We start from the raw sequence: 17,250 nt of genomic DNA on the forward strand, positions 1-17,250 counted from the left end.
CTCCTTAAATCAGGGCAAGGCTGAGGATCGGGAACTCGATCAGAATGAACAGGACGATCAGCATCACAAACGCAAAGGGAAGTGCGCCCATGAAAACGTCCTTGAGCGATATTCGGTCATCGTTGATCGTGGATTTGATAACAAAACACGATATGCCCAGAGGCGGGGTCAAAAGCCCGATCTCAGCGCCGACCACGGTGATAATGCCAAACCAGATCAACGACATGTCCAGGGCTTCGGCCATGGGCAGGAACAGCGGGACGACGATCAGAATGATGGACGCCGTATCGAGCAAAGTTCCCAGAAAAAGCATCAATAGAACGTAGAGCAGCATGATCGACCAAAAGGACGCGGAATTTCCCGCGAGCAAATCCTGCAACTGATTTGGCAGCCCGGCCAGCCCCAGCATGCGACTATAGATCGAAGCCGCCGTAATCAGGAACAAGATCGCCGCTGTAATGTGACCGGTTTCCAGCAACGCGTCCCAGAACGCTCTTGGTGTCATGGACTTGCGTACGACTGCGATCACGAGCGCAACCAGTGCCCCGGCGGCACCCGCCTCGACAGCGGTTAGCCATCCTGTGTAAATGCCACCGAGCACTACCGTGATAATGAACAATGTGGGTAGGGTCTTGGATGCGATCTCGCGCCCGGACATCCATTCGGTGTCTTCGACGACCCGGCCGCCCACAAATGCAGGTGTAAAACGGCCCATCAACCAGATCGCGCCCACATAAGCTATTGCCAGCATGATACCGGGTATTACTCCCGCCAGAAACATGTCCCCTACGGACTGTTCGGCGACAAAGGAATAGATGATCAGCATCGCCGAGGGTGGAATAATCATCCCCAAAACCGACGACCCGGCCACAACCCCAACCGCAAAACGTGGATTATATGCCTGCGCCATCATCTGCGGGACCGAGACCTTGGTGAACACTGATGCGGACGCAATGGACGACCCGGTAACGGCCGCAAACACAGCATTTGCTCCGACGGTCGCCATTCCGATACCGCCTTTGACCTTGCGAAATCGCATGGTCATGACCTCGTAAATGTCCCTGCCTAGTCCCGCTTTTGAAACGATGAGGCCCATAAAGGTAAACAGCGGGATTGTCGCGAAACTGTATTCCATCGCGCTGTCGCCGACCGCAACCTTCAGCAGGTTGAGCGCAAGCGTGAAGTTGTCCCGCATCAGCCAAATCGACACGAACGAGACCACGCCCAGTGCAATAGGAATGTAAACGCCTGCGTAGATCAGAAAGACGATGGCGATGACCGAGATCAGGCCAATCTCAATCGGCGTCATTCTGCGGCCTCGTCATGTTCAGGGGTGCGAATTAGATGCGGGCGGTCCTGCGCCGTGACAACCTTGAGCAGGAAGATCACGCAGGCAAGCGCAGTGCCGCACGCGATGACCAGTTTGACCGGCCACCATGGCAATGTGAAAAGGCCCGGAACTCCGAAGTAGTCCTGCGTCTCCCACATGTGCAGGAATTCCGGAAAGGTTACATAGGCAATCAGGCCCATGAAGATTGCAGAGATGGCGTTGATGATGCGCCTCAGATTGCCCGTCAGACCGGGGCGGCGATGATGCAGCAGGTTCAGAAACCCGTCCGAGCGCGTCAGCCGGTCCACTCTGACCACGTCGGCCAGTTGCAAAAAAACGATCATCACGACCGAGAACTGAACCATCTCGTACGTACCCCGAAGAGGTGCCGAAAACAGCCCGCGCGCAATCACGTCAACGTTCAAAATGACCACCAACGCAAGGACGACAAGCGTGCCCAATGCGTTGGCGGCGATTGCAAGCGAATTGGCGACCCGCGACAAGCCGGCAACTGCGGTCTTCAGCATGAAAGGCCCCTTTCGTGGATCGCCAGACGGTTATTCGGCCGTCCAGTCACGTACCCCGGTGAACCCGGCGTCTTGGAGCTTGCCAAGATAAGCGGCCAGCATATCTGTGCCCTGCTCGCCGTTCTCGTTCAGCGTTGCAGCCCATTCCTGTGCAACATTGGGCATCGCATTTGCCCACGCTGCGCGGTCTTCGTCCGAGATTTCAATGATCGATCCGCCAGCTTCTAAAAAGGCATCTCGTGATGCTGCGGCTCGATCCATTGCAATACCTGCCACGTGGTCACGGTAGTCGATAGCCACCGCCTGGAGTACGTCTTTGACCTCGTCGGGCAGATTTGCCCAATAGTCGGCGTTGACGGTGATTGTCTTTGTATTCACCGCGCCAAGGTCCGCCTTTAACATGTAAGGGGCCACTTCGACGATTTTGAACGTCTTGGAAGCTTCCGGCCAAATCATCACGCAATCGACAAGGCCGGTTTGAACCATGTTGTAGAAATCTGTAAGGCCACCGCGAACGCCCGCCGCGTCCTTGATACCCTCGAGATAGCGCAGGTTCAGACCGGCACCCGCGATCTTGCGTCCTTCAAGGTCTGCAACTTTCTCGACCGGCTCAGAGCAAAACATCTGATATGTGTCTAGCACCACGCCCGTCGCCAGATAGACCTGGTTCTGCGCAGCAAACTCATTCTGCATGGCCGGGTATTCTCGCGCGATCTCGTCTACCGCCTTCGCCACTGCACGGGCATCCGACGCGACGAATGGTGTCGAGCCTGAGATCCCCTGGCTAGGCAGCTTGGACGAATGGAAGATGGTTGTGACGATGCCAATGTCGCCCAAACCCAACTGTACGCCTTCCAGAACACCCTTGGGCTTGACGATTGAACCGCCATAGTTCTCCTGCCAGTTCATCTTGTAGTTGCCGGATTCCGCCAGCCGCTTATCGACTTCTGGAATGAAGAAGTTGGTAAACTCCTTCACCCACAAGGCCCGGTCCGGGTAACCATCAATCACGACTGCGGAAATGGTCTCTTCCGCCGCAAGAGGCATCGTCATGACGCTTGTCAGAGCAGCGGCCACAAGGCTGCGTTTGGTCCAGTTTTTCATTTTTTTCCTCCCAGATAGTAGGATCTTTTGTATTTATTGATTTGTTTTGACCCAGTTGACGGTCAGGTCAGTGCCTGCCGCTTCGAACAGTTTTGCGATGGCGCAATATTTGGCTGTCTCCTTGCCCACGCGTGTCAGCTCTTCCTGACTGGCGGACGTCTCGCAATTCACGGTGAGTTCGATGTCCGGAAACGGAACATCGATCTCCTCCTCCATCAGGACACCGCGCCGATCCAGCCTGCATTTCGCGTCGATTGTCACGGTGCCAAGATCAATTCCCAAACGGTGCGCGTTCTTGTGCCCAATGACATTCGTGCAGGCGATCAGAGCAGCCATTGCAGTTTCCGTCGGAGACGGGCCAAGATTTGTTCCGCCGCGTTCGACGGGCTCGTCGACAATTACATCCAGATCGCGAATTGGAATCTCGGTGCGCGCGTGTGTCGGGCATTGAGCCGTCGTGCGGTACGTCACGACAGGTTTCACTTTCATGGCCACAGCGTCACCTCCTCATGCATAAGAGCACACCTTTTCAAACGGAAAGCGCGGCAGTTTGTGAAACAAACCGGTTTCGTCCGCGTAACCCAGGTTGCACAAAAAGTTCGACTTGAGCGTTGAGCCTGCGAAAAATTCCTCGTCGACGATCTGGTTCGAAAAACCTGACATAGCGCCAACGTCCAAGCCGACAGCTCGGGCCGCGATCATGAAATAGGCACCCTGAAGCGTACCATTGCGAAACGCGGTATCGGCCACATAGTCGGGTTTGTTTTCGAACAATGGCCGGCGATCTTCATGCGGGAAAAGAAAGGCCAGTTCCTTCCAGAAGTCCATGTCATAGGCAATGATCGCCGTGACCGGTGCATCCATCATCTTTGGCACGTTCTTCGGCTTTAACGACTTGGCGAGGCGCTCTTTGCCCTTGGCACTTTTCACGAAAACGAAACGAGCGGGCAGCGTGTTCATGCTGGTCGCGCCGTTGATCGTGATGTCATAGATCTCTTCAAGCAATTCGTCAGGAACTGGCTTGTCGGTCCAGGCGTAATGAGATCTGGATTCGCGAAGGATCAACGCAATAGCATCGTCTGAAAGACGTGGAATGCGCTGGCGCAGATCACGATGATCTTGCTGCGCCTTGGCGCGAAGTGTCTCCAGCTCTGCCCCGGTTGGTGCACTCATTCTGCGGCCACTTTCGATCTGGTATCTTTTTCGTCGACAATCGGGCTGGCGCAGATGCCGATACCTTCGATTTCGACCTCAACGATCTCGCCCGGTTTCAGCCATCTTGGGTCGGGTTTCTTTGCGTGACCCACACCTGGCGGTGTTCCCAATGCAATCAGATCACCCGGCTCAAGCGTCATAAATTCTGAAATTGTCGCGATCACCTGACGAACACCCCAGATCATGTTGGCGGTGTTTGAACTTTGCAGAATCTCATCACCAACGCGGCTTTCGATCTTCAGACCGGCAGCGCCTTCGGGCAACTCATCCGGGGTAACTGTGAAAGGACCAATTGCGCCTGTGTCGTCAAAATTCTTGCCCGGTGTCCATTGTACTGTTTTGCGCTGGTAATCTCGCACCGACCCATCGTTGAAAACGGTATAGCCAAATACGTGGCTCAGCGCGTCTTCTTCCGAGATATGGCGGCCACGCTTTCCTACGATCAGCATCAATTCCGCTTCGTAATCGAAATGTTCGGAAGCAGTTGGTCTTATCATCGGCTTACCAGCCGCCATGATCGAGTTCTTCCCGCGCATGAACAAAGTCGGGTACTCGGGAATGTCGTATCCACCTTCCTTAATGTGATCTGTATAGTTCAATCCCATGCAGATGATGGTACCTGGGGCGGCCACCGGCAACGCTGGCGTTATATCCGATACTCGCACCGTCTCCGCTGCAGAGATTTTGTCGTTTAGTGAGTCGCTCAGCCCCGGATTGGCAACCAGGCCCATCAGATCAGCGCCTACGGTAGGATCCAAAGCCGTTAAATTCACAGCGTTTTCGCCAATCACGGCAAACACCGCTGTCCCTTCCGAAGTCTCTCCCACCAGGTATTTCATTTTCACCATCCATGTCAGTTCGCTTGATTTTTGCCGACTATTTTGCCATATGTCAAATAATATCGATATTTTTGGAGGCCGCAAATGGTTGCTTGGGCAGACTACAAATCAGACGCAAGAAGTCGCGGTGCGCTTGCTTTGGAGCTTTACGTCGCGCTGAGCACGCCAGCCAAAGCGCCTGAAGATGTAAAGGCGTCACTGCCAGATCACTTGGCGTACCAGGCGCAGCTTGAACGTTCGCGGCAGCTGGCTTTTGCAGGCCCCATGTCGGATGAAACCGGCGAGCATATGCAGGGAATGGGCCTGATCATCTATCGAGCCGACAGCCTCGAGGCGGCGCGGAAACTGGCCGAGGACGACCCCATGCACAAAAGCGGGGCGCGTAGCTTTGTGCTTCGTCGCTGGATGATCAACGAAGGCTCACTGAACCTTTCGGTTGGCCTATCGACTGGAACGAGTGTCCTCAGTTAAGAGCACCCAAGAGTTTGAGCCGCAAAAAAGGAACGGTCGGATATGGACGCCATGCTTGATACAGAGGGCAAAGAGACATCAGCCACTCATGGTGCGTATCGAAGGCTGCGCGAAATGATCCTGACCGGCGAATTGCCTCCGGGGCAAAAACTCAAGATCGAACAGCTCCGCGGATTATTGGACACTGGCGCCAGCCCGGTTCGCGAAGCGCTTAGCCTTTTGACCTCTGACATGTTGGTCGAACGTATAGACCAACGCGGTTTCAGGGCTGCACCTGTGAGCAAATGTAATTTTGAAGAAATACTCTTGCTGCGATGCAACCTCGAGGAAACCGCGCTTCGCGCCTGTATCGCCAACGCGGATGCAGCTTGGGAGGACAGGCTTGTTTTACGTCACCACCATATGAAAAAAGCCAGCCAAAACGGCGCGCGCGATTTTGAAGACGCTCACAAAGCCTTTCACATGGCCCTGCTGGACAATTCGAAACTGCCGTTGTTGCTGCGGTATTGTGCGCAGCTTTACGACCTGAACATTCGCTACCGCTATCTGGCCGCCGGCGGTTCGAGCTACAAAAAGAGGGACATTGCCGCCGAGCATCAGCAAATTCTGGACGCCGCTTTAAATCACGACGCAGACAGCGCAACTCGGCATTTGATCGACCATTATCGGCGAACAGGCGAGTACCTGAGCAGCCAGATGGTGCCCTGAAATGCAACGGAATTGGTTTCTGGGTGATTTGTTAAACCAGTTGCTGGACCGTCCCGACAAAAGGCGTGGCAAGGATGACCAACGATCCATTGCCGAGCTATGTGAGGCGCTTCTGTCCGCAGAGGGTGAGGTATCGGGTTTCACATTGGCGTCTACGATTCTTGATCGCTACCACACTCTGGATGATCCCGAGAAGCTAGACTTTTTTGCCTATTTGAATGACCATCTAGAGCTAGACGCCGATCAGCTTTCCCAAACGGCGCGCCTCTACGCCAATGATCGAAGTGTCCAGCTGTATCAAAAGCTTAATGAAGTTGCAGAGCCAAGGCGGCAAGAGTTGTTACGCCGTTTGAACCAGCCGTCTGGTGCGACGCAAGAACTTGTGGCCATGCGCATCGATCTGCTGCGCTTTCTCAAATCCAACCCCGAACTCAAGCGAACTGATATCGATTTCGTCCATTTATTGCGCAGCTGGTTCAACCGGGGCTTTCTTGTCCTCAAGCAAATCAGCTGGGACACCCCTGCCCGCGTTCTGGATAAGATCGTCGCCTATGAAGCGGTGCACCAAATCAACGATCTGGACGATTTGCGGCGAAGGCTCTACCCGCCAGACCGTCGTTGTTTTGCGTTCTTCCATCCTTCGATGCCAGATGAGCCACTGATTTTTGTTGAGGTCGCTCTGACCGCCGAAATCCCGGATGCAATAGATACGCTTCTATCCGAAGCACCAGAACCGATCGAAGCCGAGCAGGCAAAGGTCGCGGCGTTCTATTCCATTTCAAACTGCCAAAAGGGTTTGGCGGGCATCAGCTTTGGGAATATATTGATAAAGCAGGTTGTGACCGAGCTTTCGCGGGAGCTTCGCGGGCTTGATACCTTTGTGACATTGTCGCCGATACCGGGGCTAAACCGGTGGCTGGCTGGTGAAACAGACAACCCGGAACACGGGCATGCCGCCGAGGCCGTGCTTGCAGAAACAGCAACACCGCAGGACGTGCGCGCGATGGCCGCCCGGTACTTGATGTTCGCCAAGCGCGAAGATGGCATGCCGCTTGACCCTGTGGCGCGCTTTCACTTGGGAAATGGTGCCGAGCTTCATGACCTGCATGCCCAGGCAGATCAGTCGCCAAACGGACGCGCCCAGTCCGGAGGTGCGATGGTCAATTACCTTTACGATTTGAACAAAACAGAACGTTACCACGAAGAATTCGCGACACGTGCCACGATCCAAGCCTCGCGTTCAATTCGCGCAGCTTCAACTGCGACGCTTGCGGTAAAGCCTAGGGAAAATACAGCGTGACTAATACACTTTACGACAGTTTGTTTGCCCGCCACGAGGGCAACACGGCTCCATTCCTGCAACTCGATAATGGCCAGGTGGTCACTTATGATGAGTTTCTGCAGCGCACCGCGCAAATCGCGCATGTCTTGCAGAACAGCGGAGTTTCCCCTGGCAGTCGCATCGTTGTGCAAGCGCCCAAGCAGGCCGACACGATTGCGCTCTATGCCGCTTCGGTTCAGGCAGGTGCTGTCTACCTGCCCCTAAACACTGCCTATACCATGGCAGAGTTGGACTATTTCATCTCTGATGCGCAACCTGCGTTAATCGTTTGCGACAGCCACGACAAAGTTGAATTCGAACAATTGGCGACCCGGTCTGGTGCAAAGCTGCTGACCTTGGGCGGCGAAAATCCAAGCTTGAGCCGCGAAGCGGACGCACAGCCTTGTGTATTCGAAACTGTGGATCGCGCGCCGGACGACCTCGCGGCGCTTCTTTACACATCAGGTACCACGGGCCGGTCCAAGGGCGCGATGCTCAGCCACCGAAACCTGCTGTCCAATGCCCAAGCCCTTGTGGATTTGTGGGGTATCACCGACGCTGATCGCTTGATTCATGCGTTGCCCATCTTTCACACGCACGGGCTTTTCGTGGCGATGAACACATCACTACTCGCCGGTTCCAAAGTGCGGCTGATGAAAAAATTCGACACTGGAATGATCTTGGAGGAATTGCCCCACTCGACCCTTCTAATGGGAGTCCCCACTTTTTATACCCGATTGCTGGCCGATGAAGGTTTCACCGATGAGATCACAGAGAACATGCGTCTGTTTGTTTCCGGCTCAGCCCCGTTGCTGGCAGAGACCCATGTGGCGTTCGAAACGCGCACGGGCCACCGTATCCTTGAGCGGTACGGTATGACCGAAACGAACATGAACACCTCTAACCCTTATGGCGGTGAGCGTCGCGCGGGAACTGTTGGTATGGCCATACCCGGCACTGAGGTGATCGTAACCAACCCTGAAACTGGAGAACCGCTGCCCCAGGGCGAGATCGGAATGATCGAAGTACGTGGCCACAATGTTTTTCAGGGCTATTGGCAAATACCCGAAAAAACGGCTGAAGAGCTTCGAGAAAATGGATTCTTCATCACCGGAGATCTGGGCCAATACAGCGAGGATGGCTACCTGTCGATTGTAGGTCGGTCAAAAGACCTGATCATCACTGGTGGTTACAACGTCTACCCTAAAGAAATTGAAGACGTTTTGAACGATGTCGATGGCGTTCAGGAATCGGCGGTTTTCGGCGTCCCCGACAAAGACTTCGGTGAAGCAATCATTGCCGCTCTGGTTGCCGAGCCTGGAGCACAGCTTCAGCTGGAACAGATCGAGTCAATCATCAGAAACAAGCTGTCGCGATTCAAACATCCTCGCCGCTACGAACTCGTCCAGGAGTTGCCGCGAAACACTATGGGAAAAGTTCAAAAGAACGCGCTGCGCGAACGGTACGCGAACAAGGAACGGTCACCGGCGTTATCTTAGGAAGCCCAGCCAGACGCTCAATCAAATCAAGACCTTCAGATCGGATACTACCCACCCTTCAGACTGCCAAACTCATCAGGAGATCCACAATGACTCGCATGACGGCAAAAGACTTCGACCAGGAACTTCTGGACCTGTATGACTTTTACGCGCACGGCAAGATCACCAAGCGCCAATTCCTGGACCGCGCAGGCAAGTTCGCGGTCGGCGGCGTGACAGCGGTCGCGCTGCTGAACATGCTCAGCCCGAACTACGCGATGGCTCAGCAAGTGTCGTTCAACGATCCCGATATCCACGCGGACTACATCACCTATCCTTCACCGAATGGAACCGGTGATGTTCGCGGATACCTTGTCCGACCTGCCGGCGTTGAAGAGCCCCTGCCCGGGGTGCTGGTGATCCACGAAAACCGCGGCCTGAATCCTTACATCGAGGATGTGGCGCGCAGGTTGGCAAAAGCCGGGTTTATGGCACTGGCCCCCGACGGTCTGACGTCAGTGGGAGGATACCCAGGCAACGACGCGGACGGGCGCGAGCTGCAAAAGACAGTGGACCGGGTCGAATTGATGAACGATTTCTTCAATGGATTTGAATACCTATTGAACCGAGATGATTGCACTGGAAAAGTCGGCGCTGTTGGCTTCTGCTACGGCGGCGGTGTGGTCAGCGCAATTGCTGTGGCCTATCCCGAACTAGCCGCTGGTGTCCCGTTCTACGGGCGCCAGCCAGCGGCCGAGGATGTGGCTAAAATTCAGGCGCCGTTGCTTGTTCAGATGGGTGAGCTTGACGAACGCATCAACGCGGGCTGGCCAGATTTTGAGGCCGCCCTGCAGGCCAACGACAAGGTATATGAGGCCTATATCTACGAAAACGCCAACCACGGTTTTCATAATGACAGCACGCCACGCTATGACGAGGAGATGGCAAACCTGGCCTGGGACCGCACAATTGAATGGTTCAAAACCTATCTGGAGTAATTGGGGTGTGCTGCGAAGCCATTCTTGCGTTGATATCGCTTTGCCGACACCCACAAAGCTCCGAGAATAATTCCCGGGAAGCCCAAGCATTCTAACTTATCTAGTAAGATAGACCGCTATGAACCCTTGGCCCTTAGAAGGCGTAGCGCCAATGAAGGTATCCAATTCCCATAGATGCGATCACTGGCAGGTTCACAACCATTGAGTGTTTGTCGGCGTGATAACAAACCGCGAACATCGCAGTACGGGTGTTATGTGAAGCGATCTCCGGTTGAGTGGTGAGCTCCTCTGCGGACAAAACGAACCATCACTTCAATCTGTCGGACAGCAGTCATTGATCCTGCGCGCGGAGAACGTCTGTTTCGAGCCCATTGTGACCGATGCTGCGCGATCAACCGACGGCGGCTATGCGCAGAGGGCGGACTTTGCAAAGTTGAGTAGACGGCCCTTAAAGTGCCGCGCTGTGATACGCGGCACTTACTGATGGGTCGTAGCATTTCTTACGCTGCTGAGAATGCCCGGACGCTGCCGTGAGGTTCGAAGACATGCAGGAACGTATCGGGATGAGGGCGAATGCGATAATTATCCGTCTCGTCTCCAAAGATGACCGTTCCGTCTTCGTCCAGTGCAATGACAGTCGCCTTGACTGTATCGGCAGGGTAGCCCGGCATACCAGACGGAGCGCCTCCCATATCTTCGATGCCCAGTGCTTTGGCTGCGGCCAGATCACTGTCCTGGAGGATTTCGTATTGTGCTGGCAAGTCCAAGTTTTTGGCGAGCTTCTTTGAGTTTTCGATGCCCTGATTAGAGATGAACTTTACTTGCACGCCTGCCTTAGCCAATTGATCCGCCTTCGCTTTGACTTCTTTGAGCTGGTTCATGCAAAAGGGGCACCAGTTTGCACGGAAGAACACCAGCAGGGTCTTTTCGCCGACAAAGGACGCAGACGTCGTGGTGGTCTCGTCCAGGCGTTGCAGCCGAAGCTCGGGCAACGCTTTGCCTTTCACGATGGCTGCGCTTGGCTTGCGGCCATAGTTCGAGAAGACGTGGATGTACCATTGCATGGTGATTGCGCCGTACAGCGCCAGACCCACGGCGACGTATTCGCTGGTGGCTGCGAAACCGCCGCGCGCGCTGATTTGGTAGATCACCCACGCCACTGCGGCCAGGTTGATGATTTGAATGACAGGCAGGTTCTTGGATGTCCTGGAAATGCCTAGTGCACCGGCCAGCACCATTAGAAAGAATGGCATGGTGAACGTGGCAAAGAATGTACCGATCCAGATCGGATCAAAGCCTGATAGGTAGAACATAACGGCCGAGCCAACGCCCGAGAGCAGGTTCGACATGATATAAGGGAGGATGAGTTTGCCCTTCATTTTCTTGGTCCTTTCGAGGTCTTAATCGAGTTGCAAGCAGCGGCACTTCGGCCAGTTTTTCGTGGGGGAGTGAGTTGAACGGCGTGCGCCCCAATGCGAGGCGCACGACCGCGTCAGGCAGTGGCGGTTGCTGTCAGACTATCGAGAACAGGGAACAGGTCCGCGGGCTCTGGGCGACGTGTATAGTCAGGGTTCACTTCGGCGTAGGCGATTTTGCCATCCGTATCGACGACGTATCGTGCAGGCATGGGAAGGTTCCATTGGCCATCGCCATGGATGCGCGGCAGGTGGACGCCAAAACCGTCGTGAACCGGAATGACGTAGTCTTGCAGCGTCCAGCGAATACCCAGCTTTTCTGCCAATTCGCCGTTTTTGTCCGTGAGGATCGGGAAGCTCAGTTCATTGTCCTTCTGAGACTTCCGGCTGTCCGCCGCGCCTTGCATCGAGATCGCGACCAGGGTTGCGCCACGTGAGCGGATGTCCTCGGCAACGGCCTCAAGGGCTTTCAGTTCGATGTTGCAGTAAGGGCACCAAACGCCGCGATAAAAGGTCAGAACGACCGGCCCATTGGCCAGCAGATCTTTCAACGCGACATTGTTGCGGTCTGAATCCGTCAGAACAAAGTCGGGCACCGCGTCACCAGCTTTCAGGGCGCGTTCAGCTTGGCCGCTGTCAATCAACTCTTGGGTCGAACGGGCAAAAGCTTCAAAGGCGCCTTCAGGGGCCATTGTTTTGAACTGTGCCTTGAAGTCGTCGAGTTGGTTCTGGAGGGTCATGTTGTGTTCCACTTCGTAAGTTGCGTTCTCTGGCTGGCTTAGGGGTTTTCCCGCCGCCTGTTTCAATAATTGGTCAGTTGAGAGAGAGGTGGTAGCCGCCCAGTTCGTGTAACGGTTATCCACAAAATGAATGAATGGGATTGTACCTTGCTTGTTCGGCGAACTCGGTCGGCACAAAAAAACACCGCGCCAAAAGCGCGGCGTTTGCGTGCTCGCCTGACTACAGGCAGTTGGAAACTACGGGACGCAGGTTTTACTCTGAACTACTCCGCCACCACGTCGGCTTTAGGATTCCACGCCATCGGTTCGAAAGCTCTGTCGAGCGGTGGGTTCACGATGTGGGTCGTGTAGTTCGATAAAACCTTGAGGGCGGTTCCGGCGATGACTTCCAGAACGGTCTGCTTTGAATAGCCGGCCTCGATCAGTGCATTGACCTGCGCATCGCTGGCCCATCCGCGTGTCTCGTTGATAATCTCAGCGAAGTTGCGCAGAGCTTCGAGCTTTGGGTCCGATATTGGCGTGCCTGCGCGCAGCGAATCGATGACACTGTCATCTACTCCGACCATCTTCGACACGGCTGTGTGCGCAGCCATGCAATAGGTGCAGCCATTCAGGCGATTGTTTGTCATCAGAATGATTTCGCGTTCGGTTGGCGTCAGATCAGTCTTCTCGAAAATACCCATCATGGTCATGTAGCTTTCGACCAGAACAGGGGATTCCGCCATTGTCGCCATCAGGTTCGGAACAAAGCCCATTTTGCCCTTGATCGCTGAGAGGATAGGTTTCGAACTTTCGGGTGCCGTGTCTACAGTGTGCTGGGAATACGTCGTCATTTGATGTTCCTTGAAAGAGCGAGATTAGAGGGGAAGGAAACGGAACCCGGAGCCTTTGCGCTCCACGCGGCCTAGGCCGGGCTTGGTGACATGAGCGGCGCCCATGATCAGACCATCGGTGGCGATCATGTCGAGCATGGAGATCCGCGTAGCCACGGCCTGCTCACCATCTACGTCCAAAGCCCACCCGAAGCTCGGATTGGCAAAATGAACGTCTTCGTGGACCGTGAGGTCACCAACAACAATGAACTGTTCGCGACCACCATCAAGGACGATAGCAGTATGGCCAGGGGTGTGACCCGGCGCGGGCAGGACACTCACGCCATCGCCCAAGTCGGCCGATCCACTATGGAGGGAAACATTGCTTCCGATGACATTCGAAAGCGATTGAACATTTTTTACCATAGGCTGCATCGGTTCCGGTGCGCCGGTTGCAAAACCGCTCGCATTCCAGAAGTTCCATTCAGCAGCCGCTATGTGAATCTGAGCGTTCGAAAACGCCATCCGATCACCGATAGCAAGGCCACCAACGTGATCCGGGTGCATGTGCGTGATCACGATGTCGGTCACGTCTTCCGCCGAGACACCAATTGAGCCTAACTCGCCGGGAAGCTCGCCCACTGTCGGGAAGGCTTTGGCAATGAAGTCGCTGGTGCCAGCGCCCGCGTCGAACAAGATGGTACGGTTGCCAACCCGATATGCGTAGGTGTTGGCGGCGATCCGTGCGGGATCACCAATCTGAGCTTTCAGGCTTTCAGGCGTTCCCAGAAACATGCTCGCGGGCATATCGAAGTAACCATCTGACAGGGCGAAGATCTGTTTTTCACCCACATTGATGCGAGTTGCAGCAATCGCTCGTGACGCCAATGCAAGCGTCGTTCCGGCCAGCGAAGTGGTAAGAAAATGCCGTCTACTCATTGGTGAGTTTGCCATGTCACATGATCCTTTTCGAAAGACCGTCTTAGCCACAGTTTCCGAATGTGACCTTCCGGGTGAGCTTGCTGTTGCGTTCACATGTTGCTCATATGAAAGCCGGACGGTAGCCTGCCAAAAAGCCTAACAGTTATTCGAAAAGCAAATGTCCGATAACTTCTCCACTCTCCGTTTGTTCGCACGAGTTGCGCGCACCGGTAGCTTTACCGCTGCGGGCAAAGAAACCGGTAAGTCCCAGCCGTCTGTTTCCCGCATCATTTCTAATCTTGAGAAAGACCTTGGGGTTCAGCTTTTTCTACGCTCCACCCATGCCGTTCGACTGACGGAAGCCGGGGAAGAATATTTGACTCGCATTGAGCCGATCCTCTCGGACATTGAGGAGGCCAATCACTTCGTCAGGGGCACTGGCGAGCTGCGAGGTCGTTTACGAGTTGGGTCAGCAGCGAGTTTTGCACAACGGGAAATCATACCCGCTTTGCCTCCGTTCCTAGAACAACACCCCCAGCTGAAAGTGGATCTTGTTCTGACGGATTCGATGCAGGACTTGATTGATGAGGCTATCGACGTCGCCATCCGGTTTGGACCGCTAGGAGACTCGACGATGGTTGCGCGCAAGCTGGGCTCGACGCCCAGAGTTTTGGTTGCGTCCCCTTCATATCTGAAGAAAGCCGGCACTCCGAAACAGCCTGCCGATTTGGTCAATCACAACGTGATCCTCGGCCCATCGAGTATCGGAAAGGCCGGCTGGAGTTTTGAGAAGGCCGGTAAGGTTCAGTCAATTCGTGTCGAAAGCCAGTTGATGATTTCCGTCAACGAAAGCACGACGACTGCGGCAGTCGCCGGTTTGGGTATTGTAAGTACCTCCTACTGGAGTTGCAGAAACGAGTTGGAAGCAGGGACTCTCGTGCAATTGCTACCTGATTGGTCAATCGGAAACGTTGAATTGAATGCATTGCTGGCAGGTGGTCGCCACACCAAGCCGTCAGCCCGCGTATTCACAAGGCACTTGCAGGAGGCTTTAGCAAAGAGAAAGGATCCTTGAGGAGTGATCGTCGAATGCCAGGTTTTGCGAAAGCTGTAATTGTAAAGCCTTGTTTTGAATGTCTGCTTGGGGCTGCCTCCGGTCCTCTGGCGCAAAAAATGCGGATGTCTGCAAAGTCCGCAAGGCGGAAATGCAAAGACTTAGTTTGAATGTCCGGTTTGGGCTGGATACGGACTCCGGGGCCGTGAACACGAACGGCCGTTTTGTCCGCAGAGCAGCAATTGATGAAGATCCAATCGAACGTCAGCGCTGAACTGTTTCTGCATCTCTGCTGACAGCAGGGCTTTGATATGCTAGCTGGAACCATGACCTGATCGTTTTCCTTCGAGCCGCACTCAACACGGAATTCTTCGTGGCCAATGACGTGCGCACTTGAAAGGAGAACACATGAACCATACTGACTTTCCACCGATCCAACGTCGACGGTTCGATATCGAAACGCTGCAATACAATGCCTTCAGCCTTATGAAACAAGCAGATGCTGGCCCGACGTTTCTACGTCACGCCGGGCGCGTATCCTATGTTGTCATGACCGAAGAACTCTTTGACAAGCTCTGGCCGGACCCGAGACGGGCCTGGGGTGTCGATGAGATGCCCTATCGTATGGAACAACTCTTACTTGAAGCGTTGAGCAATTCGTTCGCGGAGAATGGCGAAGACAAAGAGGTTTAAGATCACAACGCTTTCCGGGCGCATGTCGATCAAGACATCGCTCGGATTTCTGCAGCACTTGGAGGCGTTGGGCCGGTGCTGGGAAAAGCGAACATCGCAGTGGGGCATTATATGAATCTCCCCAAGTTTGTGTCAGTCCGGCTCTTCTTCGTCAGGATACTCGGCTATCAAATCTAGAATGCCTTTGCGTTTCATACGGCGCACCCAGCTTACATGAGACAGCACTGCGTCCACGTCATAGGGGTCTTCGTGGCCGGCATAGACTTCGACAATCATTCGAAGCTGCGCCTCATCGTCGTCCGCGAGTTCCTGATCTGTCATTTCCGTGCTCATGGCTGGCTATTCCTCCATGTTTTTGTTGCTTTGCAATCCCTTCCCCAGCCCACAGCATTTCTGTCGTAGACACGGACAAACTCATTCCCGCAGGAAATTGGTTGGACAGAATCGCGATCCAATTGCCGCGCCAAATGGATTGAGGCCACCTTCTGTCGTGATGCCATCTGGCCGAGGGTGATATAGGTTCGCTCGAATGCTTGGATGCTGCTCTTTGAAATATAGCTTCTCAGATGGTTGGTATCAGGATTGCGATGCTGGATCTGGGCCAAATAGCCATGATCCCTCAAATGCCTTATAGAAATAACACTGATCTGAAGATAACTGGCTGCTTCCGGAAGCTTTAGATCACGATCAAGTTGAATCCTTGGCTTTTGACATAGTGCATCCCAATCCACCTCTATCGCTTGCAGGCCAATACCTTCACCTCGACAGACCTTCCCATCCAAATCGCCACTTATCCAGAGATCAATCACTCGGGTCAATTGAACACCCTTGGCGCGACAAAATTCTTTAATGGGAAGAACTGGCTTTTCAGATAGAGATTGGGGAAGTTCTGAAATGCGTTTCAAAAGGTCATCAAGTTCCTCGCGTTTCAAGTAACGTTTGGACGAGGTAATTTTGACCGTTGAGAGGACGCATCGGTTTTGAAGCGCCTTAACTTGTTGGGCATGAATACCCAAGTCAGGAGCAGCGCTCTTAAGGTTGATGAGAGTTCTCCAGTAGGATTTCGCCCTTTTGATTTCATCGACGTGCACATCGGTTCGTTTGAGAGCGTCTTCCTCGGAGATTCCGTCCAGATGACCGAGGAGCTGCTTCAAGAACACGGCTCCGAAACCTGAGCGGTTTCGCGCATCGTTAATTGTAAGCCATTTCTGAACTTTTGGCTTCTTGCCGAATACGCCTTTGCCTGTTGGTGTTGGGTATGTGTCAAAGACATGCTTCTGAATGATCTGAACCAGTTCAGCCAAGGGCGGCTCAGCATGAGCCTCTCGAAGCCAGTGATAGAATGGCCCCAAGTCTGCGCTGTTGTAAGGACGTTCGGTTGTGCTGGCTTCGTGCAGTTCATGAAGGGCTGATTTGAACTTCGCATTGCCACTGGCCAGGTTGTGAAAGCCTAACTCACATAAGGAGCGCACTTCCGGCATCGGCAGATTTCCAGGCATCTCGCCCTTGATACCACTTAGCGCAGCCCCCAGGGTGTCCGTTGTCAGGGATTTTGGGACAGATGGCTGCCTGAGCTAAGAGAGGATCTGGCGCATCTGGTTGGTTTGATTATGCGGCGGATTTG

19 protein-coding genes are annotated in these 17,250 nt (G+C 54.2%); 7 read left to right on the forward strand and 12 right to left on the reverse strand.

Annotation, left to right across the window (positions count from 1 at the left end; translation table 11 throughout):
- Window positions 1–4: 4 nt before the first annotated feature.
- The 6 genes from ACR0EZ_RS20370 to ACR0EZ_RS20395 are packed head-to-tail and all read right to left on the reverse strand — an operon-like array spanning window position 5 to window position 5,099.
- Window positions 5–1,309 (reverse strand): TRAP transporter large permease, encoded by a 1,305-nt coding sequence (locus tag ACR0EZ_RS20370; RefSeq protein WP_480562621.1) that lies wholly within the window; start codon window positions 1,307–1,309, stop codon window positions 5–7.
- Window positions 1,306–1,857 (reverse strand): TRAP transporter small permease subunit, encoded by a 552-nt coding sequence (locus ACR0EZ_RS20375; RefSeq protein WP_480616518.1) that lies wholly within the window; start codon window positions 1,855–1,857, stop codon window positions 1,306–1,308. Before ACR0EZ_RS20375 ends, ACR0EZ_RS20370 begins: the two co-directional genes overlap by 4 nt.
- Before the next feature lie 30 nt (window positions 1,858–1,887).
- Entirely contained in the window at window positions 1,888–2,961 is a 1,074-nt protein-coding gene (locus ACR0EZ_RS20380; RefSeq protein WP_480616519.1) for a C4-dicarboxylate TRAP transporter substrate-binding protein, read from the reverse strand.
- Window positions 2,962–2,994: 33 nt separating this feature from the next.
- On the reverse strand, window positions 2,995–3,450 hold the full coding sequence (locus ACR0EZ_RS20385) for an OsmC family protein (protein WP_480616520.1): 456 nt from the start codon (window positions 3,448–3,450) through the stop codon (window positions 2,995–2,997).
- An 18-nt stretch (window positions 3,451–3,468) separates the two neighbouring features.
- Window positions 3,469–4,134, reverse strand: a complete 666-nt coding sequence (locus ACR0EZ_RS20390; RefSeq protein WP_480616521.1) for a malonic semialdehyde reductase — start codon at window positions 4,132–4,134, stop codon at window positions 3,469–3,471.
- On the reverse strand, window positions 4,131–5,099 hold the full coding sequence (locus tag ACR0EZ_RS20395; RefSeq protein ID WP_480616522.1) for a fumarylacetoacetate hydrolase family protein: 969 nt from the start codon (window positions 5,097–5,099) through the stop codon (window positions 4,131–4,133). The genes ACR0EZ_RS20390 and ACR0EZ_RS20395 overlap by 4 nt, the downstream gene beginning before the upstream one ends.
- Between ACR0EZ_RS20395 and ACR0EZ_RS20400 the strand changes: the two genes are divergently transcribed.
- The 5 genes from ACR0EZ_RS20400 (at window position 5,100) to yghX (ending at window position 9,991) form a co-directional block, all read left to right on the forward strand.
- Window positions 5,100–5,486 (forward strand): YciI family protein, encoded by a 387-nt coding sequence (locus ACR0EZ_RS20400; protein ID WP_480616523.1) that lies wholly within the window; start codon window positions 5,100–5,102, stop codon window positions 5,484–5,486.
- 42 nt (window positions 5,487–5,528) lie between these two features.
- Complete coding sequence (locus ACR0EZ_RS20405; protein ID WP_480616524.1) at window positions 5,529–6,194, forward strand: GntR family transcriptional regulator; 666 nt, start codon at window positions 5,529–5,531, stop codon at window positions 6,192–6,194.
- Between the two features lies 1 nt (window position 6,195).
- Window positions 6,196–7,494 (forward strand): malonyl-CoA decarboxylase, encoded by a 1,299-nt coding sequence (locus ACR0EZ_RS20410; protein ID WP_480616525.1) that lies wholly within the window; start codon window positions 6,196–6,198, stop codon window positions 7,492–7,494.
- Entirely contained in the window at window positions 7,491–9,014 is a 1,524-nt protein-coding gene (locus ACR0EZ_RS20415; protein ID WP_480616526.1) for a malonate--CoA ligase, read from the forward strand. The genes ACR0EZ_RS20410 and ACR0EZ_RS20415 overlap by 4 nt, the downstream gene beginning before the upstream one ends.
- An 89-nt stretch (window positions 9,015–9,103) precedes the next feature.
- Window positions 9,104–9,991 carry a YghX family hydrolase gene (gene yghX / locus ACR0EZ_RS20420; protein ID WP_480616527.1) on the forward strand — a complete coding sequence of 296 codons (888 nt, stop codon included), beginning with the start codon at window positions 9,104–9,106 and terminating at the stop codon, window positions 9,989–9,991.
- Window positions 9,992–10,491: 500 nt separating this feature from the next.
- On the opposite strand, the gene ACR0EZ_RS20425 is transcribed toward yghX, so the two are convergent.
- The 4 genes from ACR0EZ_RS20425 to ACR0EZ_RS20440 all read right to left on the reverse strand — a co-directional run bounded on the left by ACR0EZ_RS20425 (window position 10,492) and on the right by ACR0EZ_RS20440 (window position 13,912).
- Window positions 10,492–11,370, reverse strand: coding sequence for a peroxiredoxin family protein (locus ACR0EZ_RS20425; RefSeq protein ID WP_480616528.1), 879 nt, complete (start codon window positions 11,368–11,370; stop codon window positions 10,492–10,494).
- Window positions 11,371–11,483: 113 nt separating this feature from the next.
- Window positions 11,484–12,269 (reverse strand): peroxiredoxin-like family protein, encoded by a 786-nt coding sequence (locus tag ACR0EZ_RS20430; protein ID WP_480616529.1) that lies wholly within the window; start codon window positions 12,267–12,269, stop codon window positions 11,484–11,486.
- 140 nt (window positions 12,270–12,409) lie between these two features.
- Complete coding sequence (locus ACR0EZ_RS20435) at window positions 12,410–12,979, reverse strand: carboxymuconolactone decarboxylase family protein (RefSeq protein WP_480616530.1); 570 nt, start codon at window positions 12,977–12,979, stop codon at window positions 12,410–12,412.
- Between the two features lie 24 nt (window positions 12,980–13,003).
- Window positions 13,004–13,912 (reverse strand): MBL fold metallo-hydrolase, encoded by a 909-nt coding sequence (locus tag ACR0EZ_RS20440; protein WP_480616531.1) that lies wholly within the window; start codon window positions 13,910–13,912, stop codon window positions 13,004–13,006.
- A 145-nt stretch (window positions 13,913–14,057) separates the two neighbouring features.
- Here ACR0EZ_RS20440 and ACR0EZ_RS20445 point away from each other — a divergent pair, with 145 nt between their 5' ends.
- Both ACR0EZ_RS20445 and ACR0EZ_RS20450 read left to right on the forward strand, forming a co-directional pair.
- Window positions 14,058–14,954, forward strand: coding sequence for a LysR family transcriptional regulator (locus tag ACR0EZ_RS20445; protein ID WP_480616532.1), 897 nt, complete (start codon window positions 14,058–14,060; stop codon window positions 14,952–14,954).
- Window positions 14,955–15,341: 387 nt separating this feature from the next.
- Window positions 15,342–15,626, forward strand: a complete 285-nt coding sequence (locus ACR0EZ_RS20450) for a hypothetical protein (protein ID WP_480616533.1) — start codon at window positions 15,342–15,344, stop codon at window positions 15,624–15,626.
- A gap of 132 nt (window positions 15,627–15,758) precedes the next feature.
- Here ACR0EZ_RS20450 and ACR0EZ_RS20455 read toward each other — a convergent pair whose 3' ends face one another.
- Window positions 15,759–15,959, reverse strand: a complete 201-nt coding sequence (locus ACR0EZ_RS20455; RefSeq protein WP_480616534.1) for a hypothetical protein — start codon at window positions 15,957–15,959, stop codon at window positions 15,759–15,761.
- Window positions 15,956–17,107, reverse strand: a complete 1,152-nt coding sequence (locus ACR0EZ_RS20460; RefSeq protein ID WP_480616535.1) for a hypothetical protein — start codon at window positions 17,105–17,107, stop codon at window positions 15,956–15,958. Before ACR0EZ_RS20460 ends, ACR0EZ_RS20455 begins: the two co-directional genes overlap by 4 nt.
- Window positions 17,108–17,250 lie beyond the last annotated feature (143 nt).

Source organism: Ruegeria sp. AK4 (genome assembly GCF_056541025.1).

What these genes read in the sequence shown, in the direction of transcription:
- ACR0EZ_RS20370 (WP_480562621.1), bottom strand. Translation starts at nt 1,309, where the DNA reads ATGACGCCGATTGAGATTGGCCTGATCTCGGTCATCGCCATCGTCTTT.
- ACR0EZ_RS20375 (WP_480616518.1), bottom strand. Translation starts at nt 1,857, where the DNA reads ATGCTGAAGACCGCAGTTGCCGGCTTGTCGCGGGTCGCCAATTCGCTT.
- ACR0EZ_RS20380 (WP_480616519.1), bottom strand. Translation starts at nt 2,961, where the DNA reads ATGAAAAACTGGACCAAACGCAGCCTTGTGGCCGCTGCTCTGACAAGC.
- ACR0EZ_RS20385 (WP_480616520.1), bottom strand. Translation starts at nt 3,450, where the DNA reads ATGAAAGTGAAACCTGTCGTGACGTACCGCACGACGGCTCAATGCCCG.
- ACR0EZ_RS20390 (WP_480616521.1), bottom strand. Translation starts at nt 4,134, where the DNA reads ATGAGTGCACCAACCGGGGCAGAGCTGGAGACACTTCGCGCCAAGGCG.
- ACR0EZ_RS20400 (WP_480616523.1), top strand. Translation starts at nt 5,100, where the DNA reads ATGGTTGCTTGGGCAGACTACAAATCAGACGCAAGAAGTCGCGGTGCG.
- ACR0EZ_RS20405 (WP_480616524.1), top strand. Translation starts at nt 5,529, where the DNA reads ATGGACGCCATGCTTGATACAGAGGGCAAAGAGACATCAGCCACTCAT.
- ACR0EZ_RS20410 (WP_480616525.1), top strand. Translation starts at nt 6,196, where the DNA reads ATGCAACGGAATTGGTTTCTGGGTGATTTGTTAAACCAGTTGCTGGAC.
- yghX (WP_480616527.1), top strand. Translation starts at nt 9,104, where the DNA reads ATGACTCGCATGACGGCAAAAGACTTCGACCAGGAACTTCTGGACCTG.
- ACR0EZ_RS20425 (WP_480616528.1), bottom strand. Translation starts at nt 11,370, where the DNA reads ATGAAGGGCAAACTCATCCTCCCTTATATCATGTCGAACCTGCTCTCG.
- ACR0EZ_RS20435 (WP_480616530.1), bottom strand. Translation starts at nt 12,979, where the DNA reads ATGACGACGTATTCCCAGCACACTGTAGACACGGCACCCGAAAGTTCG.
- ACR0EZ_RS20440 (WP_480616531.1), bottom strand. Translation starts at nt 13,912, where the DNA reads ATGGCAAACTCACCAATGAGTAGACGGCATTTTCTTACCACTTCGCTG.
- ACR0EZ_RS20445 (WP_480616532.1), top strand. Translation starts at nt 14,058, where the DNA reads ATGTCCGATAACTTCTCCACTCTCCGTTTGTTCGCACGAGTTGCGCGC.
- ACR0EZ_RS20450 (WP_480616533.1), top strand. Translation starts at nt 15,342, where the DNA reads ATGAACCATACTGACTTTCCACCGATCCAACGTCGACGGTTCGATATC.
- ACR0EZ_RS20455 (WP_480616534.1), bottom strand. Translation starts at nt 15,959, where the DNA reads ATGAGCACGGAAATGACAGATCAGGAACTCGCGGACGACGATGAGGCG.
- ACR0EZ_RS20460 (WP_480616535.1), bottom strand. Translation starts at nt 17,107, where the DNA reads ATGCCGGAAGTGCGCTCCTTATGTGAGTTAGGCTTTCACAACCTGGCC.